Source organism: Agrococcus sp. KRD186 (assembly GCF_017168255.1).
Classification (GTDB): domain Bacteria; phylum Actinomycetota; class Actinomycetes; order Actinomycetales; family Microbacteriaceae; genus Agrococcus.
This window is the reverse complement of record NZ_JABFAP010000001.1, coordinates 1-13,638: the sequence shown is the minus strand read 5'-3', so window position 1 is coordinate 13,638 and position 13,638 is coordinate 1. Positions and strand designations below refer to the sequence as shown.

Sequence of the window (13,638 nt, the reverse complement as noted above, 5' to 3'; positions counted from 1 at the left end):
CTGACATCACGCACGCCGTTCTCCTGACCACTCGTTTCCGTACCTTTGACAGTTCAGAAACTAGGCAGGGAACGGCGTGCGGCCGTCACGGCACGCTCAACGCGCCCACAGGTATGTCAGGAGCGCCGATATTCGTCTGAGGATTGAAGACGAGCGCGAGCGAGTGATCGAGCTGAGCCGCGAGCCGCATCGCCGCGAATCCGCCGCCGGATCCACCGAACAGTACGACGCGTCGAGAAGCGTGATCGGCGGCGAGTTTGCTGATGATTTCAACCAGCCGCGTCGCTAAGTCCGGCTGTTTGTAGTTGCCTGCGTACCACGCTAGGAACAGGTCTTCCGACAGGACAAGGGACGGGTCAGAGATGAATACGCGACTGGCGGTGACGCCTCTAGAAACAGACTGACCGGTAAGCACGGGGAGCCGCACGTCGCTCTCCATTGCACCATGGAGAAACACGAGCGTGGTGTCGCCCCCGCCGGGAACATTCAGCACGTCGATCGGCAGGTCGCCATCGAGGATGGTGTTGATGCCCGGCGGCGTGGTCGCGGCATCGCAGAAGGCTGCGACGCTGCGATGCTCCGTCACCTGGTGAATCTTTCGGTCTATCGTTCGCGCACGCATCAGTCGAGTTTATGCAGCGCCGACCGATCCGCGCCGTGACGTGGCGCGTGCTACCGCGGATCGCGTGCATGGCACACCCGTGCTCTGGCAGCCCCCACCTCCGGATCCGCTCCCTAACCACCCGTCGGATGGAGCATCACCTCGACCGGTTTCAGCGCTGCCAGATCAGGCCGCCTCCCGCTGCTCGCGCCACATCATGTCGCAGTTGACGCAGTGGAGGAGCCCGTCTGCGGGGCGCACGCGGGGAGCGCGGAGCTCGCAAAGCGGGCAATCGGTGGTCTCGTACTCGACACCATTGTCGAGCGTGTAGATCGTCATGCCGACATTCTGTAACACTCATCTCAAAACACGCCGGTGCCACGCCTCAGCGTTGTGGGCGGATGCCCTCAAGTACGCCCGGATCGCGCCCCCTACGATCGATCCATGCGCCGCCTGACGCCCGCCTTCGCCCCTCTGATCCTCGCCGCTCTGCTGCTCGCCGGATGCTCGTCATCGAGCACCTCCACCGAGAGCCCGCTGGCGACGGAGCCTGCCGACGCGTCGGCGACCGGCACCGACCCGGCGGCCGAGCCCGACGCATCCGCCGACCCCGTCGCCGCGGCTGTGCCCGAATGCGACGGCATCCTGTTCGAGTCGGGAGCGGTCATCCCGGGTGAGCAGCTCGGCGGCTGCATGGCCGCAGCGATGCTCGCTGTCGGCTCCGGCTCGCACCGCGTCGACTCGAGCGACGGCACCTCCTCCACCGTGCAGTTCGAGTGGACGCCGCAGTTCTCGATGAGCGCCGACGGCGATCTGCCGCTGGTCGTGCGCGGCGACGACGGATGGGCGCTGCTACCCGAGAGCGGTTGGGTGCGGGCCGATGAGGGATCGACCGACCCGCAGGTGATGCTGGCCACGGCCGCCGTGAAGCTCACCCGCGTCTTCGGCGATCCGCGCACGCTCGGCGCAGCGATGGCGCAGACCGACTGGCGCGTGGTCGACGAGACCTCGGTGCCGGCGACGGATGCGGTGGCGGATGTCGCCTGGCAGCTCGAGGCAGCCGGCGCGTTCGCGATGCTGGGCATCGCCATCACCGACTACCAGCTCTGGCTCGGCAACGACTACCTGGGCGCGTATGCCGTCGGCACCGCGGCGGTCGGCGACATCTCGGCGACCACCAGCAACACCTTCCTGCAGTGGGGCGAGCCGGTCGAGATTCCGGCCCCGACGCAGCCGTGACCCGCGCCGCATAGGCTTGGCCGGCACCCCAGACACAGGAGACCCCATGCGCGTGCTGCTCACCGGAGGCGCCGGATTCATCGGCTCGCACACCGCGATCGTGCTCATCGAGCATGGTCACCACGTTGTCGTGCTCGATGACCTTTCGAACGCCAGCGAGGAGGCCGTGCGGCGCGCATCGCGGCTCGCGGGCGTCGACATTCCGCTTGCGGTGGGCGACGCCGGCGACCGCGAACTCGTCGGCCGCACAATCGCCGAGCACGGCATCGAGGCGGTCATCCACTTCGCCGGGCGGAAAGCAGTCGGCGAATCGGTGGCGAAGCCGCTCGAGTACTACCGCGTGAACCTGGGCTCGGCGATCGCCACGCTCGAGGCCATGGCCGAGCACGGCGTGACCCGCTTCGTCTTCTCCTCCTCCGCGACGGTCTACGAGCAGCCCGGCGAGCTGCTCGCCGAGAGCGCTCCGGTCGGCATCGACCTGCCCAACCCCTACGGCCGCACGAAGGCGATGATCGAGGCGATCGTCGCCGACGCATCCACCGCCGACCCGAGCCTGCAGGCCGCCGTGCTGCGCTACTTCAACCCGGTGGGTGCGCACGCCTCGGGCGAGATCGGCGAGGACCCCAAGGGCATCCCCAACAACCTCATGCCCTTCGTGGCGCAGGTGGCGGCCGGCGTGCGCGAGCGGCTGCGCATCTTCGGCGACGACTACAACACGCACGACGGCACCGGCGTGCGCGACTACATCCACGTGCTCGACCTGGCCGAAGGGCACGTGGCCGCGCTCGAGAAGCTCGAGCCGGGCGTGCTCACCGTCAACCTCGGCACCGGCGCTGGTGGCTCGGTCTTCGACGTGCTGCACGCCTTCGAAGCGACCGTGGGCCGCGAACTGCCGCACGAGGTGGTCGCTCGCCGGCCCGGCGACGCCGCCGTCTCGACGGCAAACCCGGCGCTCGCGCACGAGCGGCTCGACTGGCGCACCACCCGCACGCTCGCCGACGCGGTGCGCGACACGTGGCGCTGGCAGGAACGCAACCCACGCGGCTACGCCGGCTGACCTGCGTCGCCAGCCGACGCATCCGCTCGTCTTTACACCCTCGACCTTCCCAGGCTGCGGGTGCATGCTGGCGGCATGGCTGACACCTACCACCACGAACCCCCGTACACGATCGGCGTCATCTGCGGCAGCATCGCGGCGTCGTCCATCAACCGCCGCCTCGCCAACGCGCTCATCAAGCTCGCTCCCGAGGCGCTGCAGTGCTCGTTCATCGAGATCGACACGCTCGACCTCTACGATCGCGACCGCGACGACAACTACCCGCCCGAGGCGGTGGCGCTGAAGCAGTCGATCCTCGACGCCGACGGCATCCTGATCGTCACGCCCGAGTACAACCGGTCGATCCCCGGCGCGCTGAAGAACGCCATCGACTGGGCCTCGCGCCCCTACGGCGAGAACGCGCTGAGCCGCAAGCCGGTCGGCATCATCGGCGCCTCGCCGGGCGCCATCGGCACCGCCGTCGGCCAGCAGCACCTCAAGTCCATCCTCTCCTACTGCAACGCTCCGATGATGAACGAGATCGAGGCGTACATCACCTTCAAGGAGGAGGACTACGCCGAGGACGACACCGTCACCAACGAGTCGACCAAGGAGTTCCTGCAGACCTACATGCGCACCTTCGACGACTTTGTGCGACGGGTGCTGACGGTCCTGCCGCAGCAGGGCTGACGCGGCTCAGCCCGACCCATCCAGCCGCACGGCAACCAAACGAGCACAGAGCCTCGACGTTACTTCCGCACGCCGACGGCGAGTCCGCATGTCAAGGGCGAGCCGCCAGCACCGAGGGCACTCGAGTTGACCCGCTCAGCCACGCCGCAAGGTCGCGATCGAGCATTCGAGCAAGCACGAGGCAGGCGTCATGAGCCTCTTGCGCGGTTAGGCGTCTGCTTGCTTGCCCCGGTACTGGACAGCCATTGACGAACGGCTCATGGTGCGCCGCTCGATTTCGCACGACGTTGACAAATCGGAGCTGTTCATGCGCCCAGGATCGCGTGTACCTGGCGCCCGAAGCACGCGCCTGCGCTCTACCGCCGAGAAACGCCTTGCTGAGATGCGACCGCCACAACGCCTCGTAGTCCGTCGCCGTCCGCCGAGGCTCACGCCCAACGAAACTGCCTGCGTCGAGCAGGTTCGTCCAAAAACCGAACATGCACCGCGCCACCAGACGGCCCGGCAAGAGGACGTCGTGCCGATTGCGCTTGACGTCGCTCGGAAGATCCTTCCAAGCGTTCTCCAGCTGTCGCATGCTGCGATCGTCCAGCCAGAGAGCAGCATTCTCGTACCAACGCTCACTCCATCCCGCGGCCAAGGCCGCGTGCATGGCGTTCCTGACGGCTACTTCGAGAATCGCTATATCGGCAAGCAGAGCAGCGCTGACATCTCGATCCCACACATACAGCGCTCGCGCGCGGGCAGGATCACCCGCTGCTGCGGCCAGATATGTGCCCATTCGATCCGAGGACACGGCCTTGTCGAGAGCTTGTTCCAACCGAGCAAGGCGTGCGGCTTCAAGGACGATCGGATCCTGGACGGGCTCAGCCATACCTGCTACCTTAGGACGCAGAAGTCCCCGGAATTCGCCTCTCTGGCCTCGAGCCATGATGCGACCGGGGTTCTTTCGTTCCACGGGTAACCCCGCCATACAGGCGACTGAAGCGTTCCTGCAGACCTACATGCGCACCTTCGACGACTTCGTGCGGCGGGTGCTGACGGTGCTGCCGCAGCAGGGCTGAGGCGGCTCAGCCCGAGAGCGCCCGGCCGATCGCGAGCTCGCCGATCGCTCGCGCGAGGCGGGGCGCGTACTCCTCGACCGTGTCGGCGCGGCGCGGCGCCCGGATGGGCGTGTGCAGCAGCCCTCGCGCCGCGCAGGCTGCGGCGATGATGCTGCGCGAGAAGGCCGGCAGGCCGCGCTCGAGCACCGAGACGACCGCCCGGCCGTACGCCGAATGGGCGACCGTCTCGAGCGCGAGCGTGAACTCCTCGAGGGTGTAGATGCGGTGGCGCGCCAGCAGCGGCCGGTCGAGCCCGCGCAGGTGCTCGGCGTCGAGGCCGACGACCAGCTCGGCCGAGCGGCAGAGCGCTCGCTGCGCCCTGCGGGAGGGCACGCGTGCGAGGTCGAGCTCGCTGATCTCGACGGCGTCGGCGAACTGCGTGCGCCCGAGCACCGCGCCGAGCTCGTCGACCACCCGCGCGACGACCCGCTGCGAGTGCGCGACATCGCCGTTGTAGACGGCGAGCACGCGCACGACGGGCTCCGCGTCGCGCGCCTTCGGGGTACGGGCGCGAATTGGCACGTGCTCCATCGTAAGCAGACGCGCGCCTTGACGAGCCGCACTCAGGTCAAGATCTGCTCAGGACGCGGCGCCAGCAGCTCCTCCACCAGTGCCGCCGCCCGCTCCGCTCCCCCGAGCGCCGCGAACTCCGCCGCGATCACCTGCGCACGCTCCCTGAACGCCGGCTCCTGCAGCACCCGTCGCACGGCGTTCCTGACCCGGATGGGTCGTGGCCGCCCCGTGCGCAGGTCGAGCCCCGCGCCCGACCAGGCGACCCGTGCGGCGATCTCGGGCTTGTCCAGCGTGCCCCCGGCGACCACCAGCGGCACGCCGGCCGCCAGCATCTCCAGCACGCCACCCCATCCGCCGTTGGTGACCCCGACCGTCGCGTGCGGCAGCACCGCAGAGAACGGCACGAAGTCGACCAGCCGCGCGTTCGCCGGCACATGCTCGGCGGTGCTGCGGCCGGCGGTGGTGCCGATCACCCGCACCTGCTCGTGGGTGAGGGCGAACAGGGTGGGCTCGAGCAGCTCGACCGGGTCGGTGTCGACCAGCCCCTGCGTGACGACCACGATCGGGCGCGGCTCGAGGGCGAGCGTCTCCGCCCACAGCGGCGGCGCGCCGAGCGTCGACGCGCGCGGCTGCAGGTGCCCGACGAACTCCACCCGCGCCGGCAGATCGCTGCGCGGGAACTCGAGCGAGGCCGAGCCGGTCGCGATCACCAGCTGCCGCGAGTAGATCGCCTCGGCGAAGTGCCGCCCGTTCTGGAGCCCGAGCTGCGCGCGCAGCGCGCGGTACTCGCGATCGGCCCGCTCGCCCACCGGCGGCGCGAACGCCCGCAGCAACCGGTCGCGCAGCCTGCCGGTGATGCCCCTGCCCGGCTGCAGGCCCATGCCGGGCGGCGGCAGATCGCGGCTCGGCATCGTGAGCGGCACCAGCGACAGCGTCGCCCACGGCAGGCCCAACAGCTCGGCCGCCAGCCCCGTGCCGACCGACATCACGTCGCCCACGAGCGCGTCGAACGGATGGCGCTCGTGCGCCGCCAGGATGTCCTCCACCTGGCTCATCGCGGTGTCGAGGAAGAGGTGGTGCAGGCGGCTCTGCGAGCCGCGCGCGCCCGGCTCGCCCGCGGCCGGCAGCGCGTCCATGAGCTCCTGCTCCTGGATCTCGTGCGCATCCCGCCACAGCACCGTCTCGCACCCGAGCTCGTCGAACGCATCCGCATACGTCGCGCCCGTGTAGGCGGTGACGCGGTGCTCGCGATCGACGAGCGCGGCGGCGACCGCCGTCATGGGCCGAGCGTGACCTGCAAGCGGCAGTGCAGTCACGAGCAGGTGTGCCACTTGCCAACGGTACGCCCGTCTGCGGCAACCTTGAGAGGACTTATGGAACACCGTTACCGTTCTTGAGCGTCGGGGCGGGACGCTGAGGTGGCGTGGCGGATGGCCCACCTCCGGCAGCGCTGCTGGCAGAGTGTCGCCATGAGCCTCGACGTCGCCGCGCTGCGCGCCCACTTCCCCTCGCTCGCCTCCGGCCTGGCCCACTTCGACGGCCCGGGCGGCACGCAGACGCCCGCCGTGGTGGGCGAGGCGATCGCCCGCACGATCACCGCGCCGCTGTCGAACCGCGGCACGCTGTCGCTGAGCGAGCGCAACGCCGACGACGCCGTCACCGCCTTCCGCAGCGCCTTCGCCGACCTGCTGGGCGCCTCGCCGCGCGGCATCGTCTACGGGCGCAGCGCCACGCAGATCGCCTACGACGTCTCGCGGATGCTCGCCAAGACCTGGCAGCCCGGCGACGAGGTGGTCGTCACCCAGCTCGACCACGACTCGAACGTGCGGCCGTGGATGCAGGCGGCGGATGCGGTGGGTGCCGTCGTGCGCTGGCTGCCGCTGGACGCGGCCACGGCCGAGCTCGACCTCAGCGCACTGGACGAGATCGTGAACGAGCGCACGCGCCTCGTGGCGGTGACCGCCGCCTCCAACCTGCTCGGCACGAAGCCGCCGGTGGCGCGCATCGCGGCGCGGGCGCACGAGATGGGGGCGCTCGTCTACGTCGACGGCGTGCACTGCGCGGCCCACGCATCCGTCGACACGGCGGCACTGGGCGCCGACTTCTTCGTCTGCTCGCCCTACAAGCTCTACGGCCCGCACTGCGCGGCGCTCGCCGCCGATCCGGCGCTGCTCGAGACGCTGCAGCCCGACAAGCTGCTGCCCTCGACCAACGAGGTGCCGGAGCGCTTCGAGCTCGGCACGCTGCCGTACGAGATCATGGCCGGCGCGACCGCCGCGGTCGACTTCATCGCGAGCCTCGCGCCCGGCTCGGGCGGGGGCGCCGCGGGCGCGGGTGCAGCGGGTGCGGATGCCGCGGGCGCGGGCGCCGCGGGCTCGGGCGCCACGCGCCGCGAGCGCCTGATCGCCGCCAACGAAGCCATCGACGAGCACGAGCTGCGGCTGCGCGGCCGCATCGAGGAGGGGCTCGCCTCGTTCGGCGACCGCGTCACGCTGCACTCGGTCGCCCGCGAGCGCACCTCGACGCTGTTCTTCACCTTCGCCGACCGCGACCCGTTCGACGCCTACCGCTTCCTCGCCGAGCGCGACATCGTCGCCCCGGCCGGCACCTTCTACGCGCACGAGCCCTTCCAGGCACTCAAGCGCGGGCTCGGGCTCTCGGCCGAGGCAGGCGTGCGCGTAGGCCTCGCTCCCTACAACGACGACGCCGAGATCGACCGGCTGCTGACGGGGCTGGCCGACTTCCTCTGAGGGTGCACCCGGAGCCCACCTTCAAACCGCGCGCTGACGCGTGTCACACCCGCGCTCTACAGTAGGCGCATGAGTGACAGCGCCAGCGAACCCACCGCCCTGGAACGGTTGCGAGCACAGGGCCGACTGCGAGAGCCGGTTCGAGAACGCACGACGTTGCCCGAGCCCGCCGAGCCAGGCGAGGGCGTCGACCTCAGCGGCGAGCTGCAGCGCCAGCGCGACGCCGAGCGCTACTGATCCGTGGTCCCGTCCGATGCTGACGCGCCCCGCCGTGCCATCATCGCGATGCGGCACGTGCGCGACCGCATCGACCGCGAGTTCGACCGTCCGCTGAACGTCGAGGCGCTCGCCGCCGGCGCCCACATGTCAGCGGGGCAACTCAGCCGCGAGTTCGCCCGCATCTACGGCGAGCCGCCCTACAGCTACCTGATGACCCGCCGCATCGAGCGGGCGATGACGCTGCTGCGGCGCGGCGACCTGTCGGTCACTGAGGTCTGCTTCGCCGTCGGCTACGGCTCGCTCGGCACCTTCAGCACCCGCTTCACTGAGCTCGTCGGCGTCTCCCCGAGCGTCTACAAGCGCGACCACTCGCAGGCCGCCGCCGGCATCCCCGCCTGCCTCGCGAAGCAGGTGACCCGGCCCATCCGGTGAGGACCAGACGGCCTCGCTCCATCGCTCTGTGGACAATGCGCATCGTACGTCTTACAGTTGTCATACGCTCCGGCCGTGGCCTACGTCGAATGGACCCCCGAAGCTCTTGCGCATATGCGCGAGCGCCACGGAGTGATGCAGGAGGAGGCGGACGATGCGATTGCTGACCCGAACGCATTGTGCATCTCGCCGGATCCGAGCAGCAGATCGGGCATGTCAGATCGATGGATCGGCTGGAGCCATAGTCGTGCCGAGGTGCTGGTCGTGATCGTTGTACGGCGAGGGGAGAACCGCTTCGGTGCGAACGCATGGACCGCGAACCGGGCACATCGTGAGCGGTACTGGAGAGGTGACCGCGATGAGTAAGAAGATCCCCGACGAAGTGCGAGACGCCATCCGCGCCGAGATCGAGGGCGAGACGGTCGAGTACCGCGACGCGGTGCCCGAAGGCGTCTGGACCCGGCCCAACAGCGACCGCCCGCAGATGCTGTCGCTGCGCGTGCCTGCGGAGACGCTCGAGGCGCTGCAGACGCTCGCAGCCTCCGACGGAGTACCGGTCTCCGCGCTCGTGCGCGGGTTCATCCTCGACGGCCTGGCAAGTCGGGGCAGCGACGACCTTCAGCAGGCGGTCGAGCGCCTTGAGCGCGACCTCGCTCTGGTGAAGGCTCGAGCACTGGCGAAATGAAACGGGCCTAGCTGCGGCGACCCACTGCTTCGCCGTCGGCTACGGATCGCTCGACGCCTTCAGCACCCGCTGCATCGAGCTCGTCGGCGTCTCCCCAGCGTCTACAGGCGCGACCACTCGCAGGCCGCCGCCGGCATCCCCGCCTGCCTCGCCAAGCAGGTGACCCGGCCCATCCGGTGACGCTCACCCGTGGTCGGCTCCAACTCGCGCACAATCTCGCACGCCAGCGTGTACATATTTGTGCCCACACTCGCGCGCGCTTTTGGTAGACTGCAGGCATGACGACCTACGATCCTCAGATCGTTCGCACCAGCCGCGAAGCGCGGGATGAACTCGGTGACGTGGTGCGCGGCTTCCGCGAGCATGGGTCACGCGCCAAGCCGATGATCTTCGGTGCGCACCGCAAGCCAGAGGCTGCGATCATCCCCTACGACCTCTATCGCGAGATCGTGCCGCTCTTGGAGGACCTCGAGATCGCTCGCATCGCGCGGGCACGCATCGCGGAGGGCCCAGCGGTGCCGCTCGACGACCTCGCCGCTGAGCTCGGCGTGGAGTTGCCGGCATAGTGTCGCTGAAGCTCACCCGAACGATCGGCTTCCAGCAGGACATCTATGACCTGCCAACATTGGAACTGCGAAAGCGGGCAATCGACCTCCTTGCCCTCGTGGCGAAGGGCCAGTTGACTGGCATCCCGCTCGATGCTCGAGTGGCCACCGGCGACTTGTCCGACTGTCGGATGCTGTACTTCGACGAGGATCCGCGTAACCCGAAGCCGAACTACCGCTTGGTCTATCGCCTGACGCCTGATGAGGCGACGGCGGTCGCGGTGGAAGCCGTCGCGGTGGGCGAACGATTTGAGCTCGACGCCTATCTGCGAGCGCAGCGTAATCCGGGCCGCTGAGTCGGCGAGGGCTCGACGCCCAACGGCTACCTGCTGATCGGCTGCATCGTGGCGCGATGACGCCGTCGCGCCTTTGACGGGTCAGCGGCGCGGCTCACCCAGCAGTGCGGCCATGCCGCGCTTGTCATGCAGATCGACGCCGGGCTGCAGCCCACCCGTGTACGCGAAGTCCGGCAGCACCGCCGGAATCGGCGCCAGCAAGTCGCGCCGGAGCGCATCCTCCAACACAGCATCGACCGTGCTGTGCGTGCGCACGGCGTGCGCCTGCACAGCAGCCAGCAGTTCGGCGTCGATATTCAGAGTGATGCGCATGGGTGGCCCATGATGCCACCGAGTCAGCACCATGTCACGGTGACGTGCCCGCGTGGCCGCGGCAACGCATCCGCCCCACTTCGTCAGGATTCGAGAAGCGCGGCGGGCCTGATGCGGCCTAGCGTTGCGGCCATGGACATCAGCATTCACTACGCGTTCCTCCCGCACACCGACGGCGAGGCGGCGCTGGGCTTCTACCGCGACATCCTGGGCTTCGAGGTGCGGCAGGACGTCGGCTACCAGGACATGCGCTGGCTCACCGTGGCGCCCGAGGGCTCGCCCACCGCGATCGTGCTGCACCCGCCAGCCGCCGACCCGGGCGTGACCGATGCCGAGCGCCAGGTCGTGCTCGACCTCATGGCCAAGGGCGTCTTCACCGCGCTCACCCTCGCCACCGACGACCTCGACGGGCTGTTCGAGCGCGTGCAGGCGGCGGGGGCGGATGTCGTGCAGGAGCCCACCGACCAGGACTACGGCGTGCGCGACTGCGCCTTCCGCGACCCGGCCGGCAACCTCATCCGCATGAATCAGCGCTGACGCGTCGACGACCGCTGCCTGGTCAGCGCCGCGAGGACCATGGATCGATAACCGCGACGCCCATGGGTTCGAAGTCGGCCACGTTCCGCGTGACCATCGTCAACCCATGCACGATCGCTGTCGCTGCGATCAACGCGTCACGCTCCGGGCGAGGATCAGGCACGTGGAGCCTGGCGGCGCGCCGCGCCACCGGCACGTCGACCGCCAAGATTCGCCCTGCGAACACGGCGAGCAGGTCGTCTTCGAGCCATGTCTGCAGACGATCGGCCTGCGCGGCGTCGCGCCGTCGGAGCCGCCCGATGCCGAGCTCGATCTCGAGCACGGTGATCGCCGAGAGGTGCAGGTGCGAGGGTATCCGCGCCGCAGCCCAGCTGCGCACGGCGCGATCGGCGCGGTGATCCGGCTTGCGCAGCTCGCTGACGACAGTGGTGTCGAGCAGATAGCTCATAGCTCGGGCGCCTGCAGCTCGATCCGGACGGGCTCAAACTCGATGTCGAGATCGTCGTCCATGCTCAGCCGCTCGACCAGGTCGATGCCCCGCTCGCCGATGCGGCGGTACTCCTCGATCGAGAGCAGCACGAACGCCGGCTCGCCGCGGTCGGTGATCACCACCGGCGCATCACCGGCGGCACGCTTCGCCGCGCTGACGTCGCGATTGAACTCGCGGGCACTCATGATCGTCATCGCCGACCTCCAAATGTAGGTACGTACCTATAGTACGCGCGCGAGTACCTCTGAGGCAATGGCAGGGATGCGCATGGTCGGCACGCACATAGCCGAGACTGAGAGCATGACTGGGTGCTCCCACCGCAACCTGAGCCCGCTGCGCGCGCCCTGAACGACCAGCGCTCGACCATCGATCCGTGGGTGCTCGAGGCCGAGCGCACCGCGTCCGCACCCGGCTTCCGCCGCCCCTCGCTCGGGCCGGTCCCGCGCGGGCGCGTCTACCTGCTGGGCCTGCTCGCGGCGCTGCGGGCCGCCGGGCTCGTGCTGGTCGCCGAGGCGGTCGCGCGCGGCATCGCGGCGCTCGCCGACGCCTCGTTCGACGCCGAGACGACGCGGCTGATCGTCGTGCTCGGCATCGCCGGCGCCCTGCTGCGCACGGGCGCCGAGTGGGCGACCTCGGTCGTTGCCCGCCGCATCGCCACCGACGTGAAGCGCTCGATCCGCGGGCGGCTGTGGCGACGCATCGCGGCGGGTGATGCCTCTGGCGGCGGCACCGCCGTGCTCGCGGCCGACGGGCTCGACGACCTCGACGACTACTACGTCTCCTCGCTGCCGGCGACGATCGCCGCCGCAGTCGTGCCGCTGCTGATCGGCATCCGCGTGCTCGGCGCCGACTGGCTGAGCGCCGTCGTGATCGTGCTCACCGTGCCGCTCATCCCCTTCTTCATGGTGCTCATCGGCAAGCACACTCAGCAGCGCACCGACGAGGCGCTCACCGCCCTCACCCGGCTCGCCGACCACCTCGCCGAGCTCGCGCGCGGCCTGCCGGTGCTCGTCGGCCTCGGCCGCGTCGACGAGCAGGCGGCGGCGCTCGAGCAGCTGCAGCGCCGCTACCGCGAGCGCACGCAGGAGACCCTGCGGTGGGCCTTCCTCTCCGCCCTGGCCCTCGAACTCGTCGCCACCATCTCGGTCGCGATCGTCGCTGTCTTCCTCGGCCTGCGGCTGCTGAACGGCACGATGGAGCTCGAGCCCGCCCTCCTCGCCCTCATCCTCGCCCCCGAGGCCTACAACGCCCTCCGCCAGGTCGGCACCGCCTTCCACGCCTCGCAAGACGGCCTCTCGGCGCTGGAGCGCTCGCAGGCGATCCTCGACCGCCCCGCCCCCGCCGAGGTGCGCGCCGCCGACGCTCCCTACCGCTCGTCGAGCAGCGCGCGCAGCGCGCGTATCGAGACGTCCTCCATCCGCATCACCGACCTCACCGTCCGCTACGCCGGCCGCGACGCCCCGACGCTCGCCGGCGTCACCGCCGAGCTCACCGGCATCGTCTCCATCGCCGGACCCTCCGGCGCCGGCAAGTCGACCCTGCTCGCCGCACTGACCGGAACCCTGCCCGCCGATGCCGACATCAGCGGCACCATCACGGGCGTACGAGCGGATGCGGTGGGCTGGGCCCCGCAAGCCCCTCGCGCGTTCGCGCCCACGCCGCGCGCCGAGCTCGCCCTGTACGGCGCCGATCCGCTGCCGGCACTGGAGGAGCTCGGGCTGGGCCACGTCGCCGACGCGGCCGTGGCCGAGCTCAGCCCCGGCGAGCAGCGCCGCCTCGCGGTGGCCCGCGCCCTCGCGCGCATCGACACCGGTGCGGACGCCGCCGGCACCGCTGCTGCCGCCACCCCCGGCACCGCCGCTGCCGCCGCCCCCGAAGCCGGAGCCGGCGCTACCGGCGCCGCTGCTGCCGCCGCCCCCGAAGCCGGAGCCGGCGCTACCGGCGCCGCTGCTGCCGCCGCCCCCGGCACCGCCGCTGCCGGCACCGGCAGCACGCACCTGCTCGTGCTCGACGAGCCCACCGCGCACCTCGACCGCGCCTCCGCCGACCTCGTGCGCGCCGCCATCCTGCGCCGCGCCGACCGCGCCGTCATCGTGCTGGCGAGCCACGAGCCCGAGACCACCGCCCTCG

The 13,638-nt window shown here is 70.1% G+C and carries 21 protein-coding genes; 13 read left to right on the top strand and 8 right to left on the bottom strand.

Annotation, left to right across the window (positions count from 1 at the left end; all coding sequences use genetic code 11):
• Positions 1 to 85: 85 nt before the first annotated feature.
• Entirely contained in the window at positions 86 to 586 is a 501-nt protein-coding gene (locus J1M46_RS00100) for a hypothetical protein (protein ID WP_206445644.1), read from the bottom strand.
• Positions 587 to 787: 201 nt separating this feature from the next.
• Positions 788 to 940 carry a hypothetical protein gene (locus tag J1M46_RS00095; protein WP_206445643.1) on the bottom strand — a complete coding sequence of 51 codons (153 nt, stop codon included), beginning with the start codon at positions 938 to 940 and terminating at the stop codon, positions 788 to 790.
• A 105-nt stretch (positions 941 to 1,045) separates the two neighbouring features.
• Between J1M46_RS00095 and J1M46_RS00090 the strand changes: the two genes are divergently transcribed.
• The 3 genes from J1M46_RS00090 (at position 1,046) to J1M46_RS00080 (ending at position 3,566) form a co-directional block, all read left to right on the top strand.
• The gene (locus J1M46_RS00090; protein ID WP_206445642.1) at positions 1,046 to 1,840 is read left to right on the top strand and encodes a hypothetical protein; all 795 of its coding nucleotides are present in this window, start codon (positions 1,046 to 1,048) and stop codon (positions 1,838 to 1,840) included.
• 46 nt (positions 1,841 to 1,886) lie between these two features.
• Positions 1,887 to 2,897 carry a UDP-glucose 4-epimerase GalE gene (gene galE, locus J1M46_RS00085; protein WP_206445641.1) on the top strand — a complete coding sequence of 337 codons (1,011 nt, stop codon included), beginning with the start codon at positions 1,887 to 1,889 and terminating at the stop codon, positions 2,895 to 2,897.
• Positions 2,898 to 2,972: 75 nt separating this feature from the next.
• Positions 2,973 to 3,566, top strand: a complete 594-nt coding sequence (locus J1M46_RS00080; RefSeq protein WP_206445640.1) for an NADPH-dependent FMN reductase — start codon at positions 2,973 to 2,975, stop codon at positions 3,564 to 3,566.
• 91 nt (positions 3,567 to 3,657) lie between these two features.
• On the opposite strand, the gene J1M46_RS00075 is transcribed toward J1M46_RS00080, so the two are convergent.
• Positions 3,658 to 4,440 carry an Abi family protein gene (locus J1M46_RS00075; protein WP_206445639.1) on the bottom strand — a complete coding sequence of 261 codons (783 nt, stop codon included), beginning with the start codon at positions 4,438 to 4,440 and terminating at the stop codon, positions 3,658 to 3,660.
• A gap of 55 nt (positions 4,441 to 4,495) precedes the next feature.
• Here J1M46_RS00075 and J1M46_RS15555 point away from each other — a divergent pair, with 55 nt between their 5' ends.
• The gene (locus J1M46_RS15555; RefSeq protein ID WP_274606895.1) at positions 4,496 to 4,630 is read left to right on the top strand and encodes a hypothetical protein; all 135 of its coding nucleotides are present in this window, start codon (positions 4,496 to 4,498) and stop codon (positions 4,628 to 4,630) included.
• Between the two features lie 6 nt (positions 4,631 to 4,636).
• Here J1M46_RS15555 and J1M46_RS00070 read toward each other — a convergent pair whose 3' ends face one another.
• Together J1M46_RS00070 and J1M46_RS00065 are read right to left on the bottom strand one after the other, a co-directional pair.
• Complete coding sequence (locus J1M46_RS00070) at positions 4,637 to 5,191, bottom strand: hypothetical protein (protein ID WP_206445638.1); 555 nt, start codon at positions 5,189 to 5,191, stop codon at positions 4,637 to 4,639.
• A gap of 41 nt (positions 5,192 to 5,232) precedes the next feature.
• Positions 5,233 to 6,462 carry a nucleotide disphospho-sugar-binding domain-containing protein gene (locus tag J1M46_RS00065; protein ID WP_206445637.1) on the bottom strand — a complete coding sequence of 410 codons (1,230 nt, stop codon included), beginning with the start codon at positions 6,460 to 6,462 and terminating at the stop codon, positions 5,233 to 5,235.
• Positions 6,463 to 6,651: 189 nt separating this feature from the next.
• Between J1M46_RS00065 and J1M46_RS00060 the strand changes: the two genes are divergently transcribed.
• The 7 genes from J1M46_RS00060 to J1M46_RS00030 all read left to right on the top strand — a co-directional run bounded on the left by J1M46_RS00060 (position 6,652) and on the right by J1M46_RS00030 (position 10,169).
• A complete protein-coding gene (locus J1M46_RS00060) occupies positions 6,652 to 7,932 on the top strand; it encodes a cysteine desulfurase-like protein (RefSeq protein WP_206445636.1) in 1,281 nt (426 codons plus the stop codon).
• A 69-nt stretch (positions 7,933 to 8,001) separates the two neighbouring features.
• The gene (locus J1M46_RS00055) at positions 8,002 to 8,169 is read left to right on the top strand and encodes a hypothetical protein (protein ID WP_206445635.1); all 168 of its coding nucleotides are present in this window, start codon (positions 8,002 to 8,004) and stop codon (positions 8,167 to 8,169) included.
• Positions 8,170 to 8,217: 48 nt separating this feature from the next.
• Positions 8,218 to 8,583 carry a helix-turn-helix transcriptional regulator gene (locus tag J1M46_RS00050; RefSeq protein ID WP_206445634.1) on the top strand — a complete coding sequence of 122 codons (366 nt, stop codon included), beginning with the start codon at positions 8,218 to 8,220 and terminating at the stop codon, positions 8,581 to 8,583.
• A 75-nt stretch (positions 8,584 to 8,658) separates the two neighbouring features.
• The gene (locus J1M46_RS00045) at positions 8,659 to 8,949 is read left to right on the top strand and encodes a hypothetical protein (RefSeq protein ID WP_206445633.1); all 291 of its coding nucleotides are present in this window, start codon (positions 8,659 to 8,661) and stop codon (positions 8,947 to 8,949) included.
• The gene (locus tag J1M46_RS00040) at positions 8,942 to 9,268 is read left to right on the top strand and encodes a hypothetical protein (protein ID WP_206445632.1); all 327 of its coding nucleotides are present in this window, start codon (positions 8,942 to 8,944) and stop codon (positions 9,266 to 9,268) included. The genes J1M46_RS00045 and J1M46_RS00040 overlap by 8 nt, the downstream gene beginning before the upstream one ends.
• Before the next feature lie 278 nt (positions 9,269 to 9,546).
• Complete coding sequence (locus tag J1M46_RS00035; protein ID WP_206445631.1) at positions 9,547 to 9,834, top strand: hypothetical protein; 288 nt, start codon at positions 9,547 to 9,549, stop codon at positions 9,832 to 9,834.
• Entirely contained in the window at positions 9,834 to 10,169 is a 336-nt protein-coding gene (locus J1M46_RS00030) for a hypothetical protein (RefSeq protein ID WP_241248962.1), read from the top strand. Before J1M46_RS00035 ends, J1M46_RS00030 begins: the two co-directional genes overlap by 1 nt.
• A gap of 81 nt (positions 10,170 to 10,250) precedes the next feature.
• On the opposite strand, the gene J1M46_RS00025 is transcribed toward J1M46_RS00030, so the two are convergent.
• Positions 10,251 to 10,481 carry a DUF2191 domain-containing protein gene (locus tag J1M46_RS00025; protein ID WP_206445630.1) on the bottom strand — a complete coding sequence of 77 codons (231 nt, stop codon included), beginning with the start codon at positions 10,479 to 10,481 and terminating at the stop codon, positions 10,251 to 10,253.
• 132 nt (positions 10,482 to 10,613) lie between these two features.
• Here J1M46_RS00025 and J1M46_RS00020 point away from each other — a divergent pair, with 132 nt between their 5' ends.
• Complete coding sequence (locus J1M46_RS00020) at positions 10,614 to 11,018, top strand: VOC family protein (protein ID WP_206445629.1); 405 nt, start codon at positions 10,614 to 10,616, stop codon at positions 11,016 to 11,018.
• A gap of 22 nt (positions 11,019 to 11,040) precedes the next feature.
• Here the strand turns inward: J1M46_RS00020 and J1M46_RS00015 are convergent, their stop codons facing one another.
• Entirely contained in the window at positions 11,041 to 11,466 is a 426-nt protein-coding gene (locus tag J1M46_RS00015; RefSeq protein WP_206445628.1) for a type II toxin-antitoxin system VapC family toxin, read from the bottom strand.
• Positions 11,463 to 11,702, bottom strand: coding sequence for a type II toxin-antitoxin system Phd/YefM family antitoxin (locus tag J1M46_RS00010; protein WP_206445627.1), 240 nt, complete (start codon positions 11,700 to 11,702; stop codon positions 11,463 to 11,465). Before J1M46_RS00010 ends, J1M46_RS00015 begins: the two co-directional genes overlap by 4 nt.
• Positions 11,703 to 11,816: 114 nt before the next feature.
• On the opposite strand from J1M46_RS00010, the gene J1M46_RS00005 reads away from it, so the two are divergent.
• Positions 11,817 to 13,638: ABC transporter transmembrane domain-containing protein (locus J1M46_RS00005; protein ID WP_206445626.1), on the top strand; the 1,822-nt coding region annotated here is incomplete at its 3' end.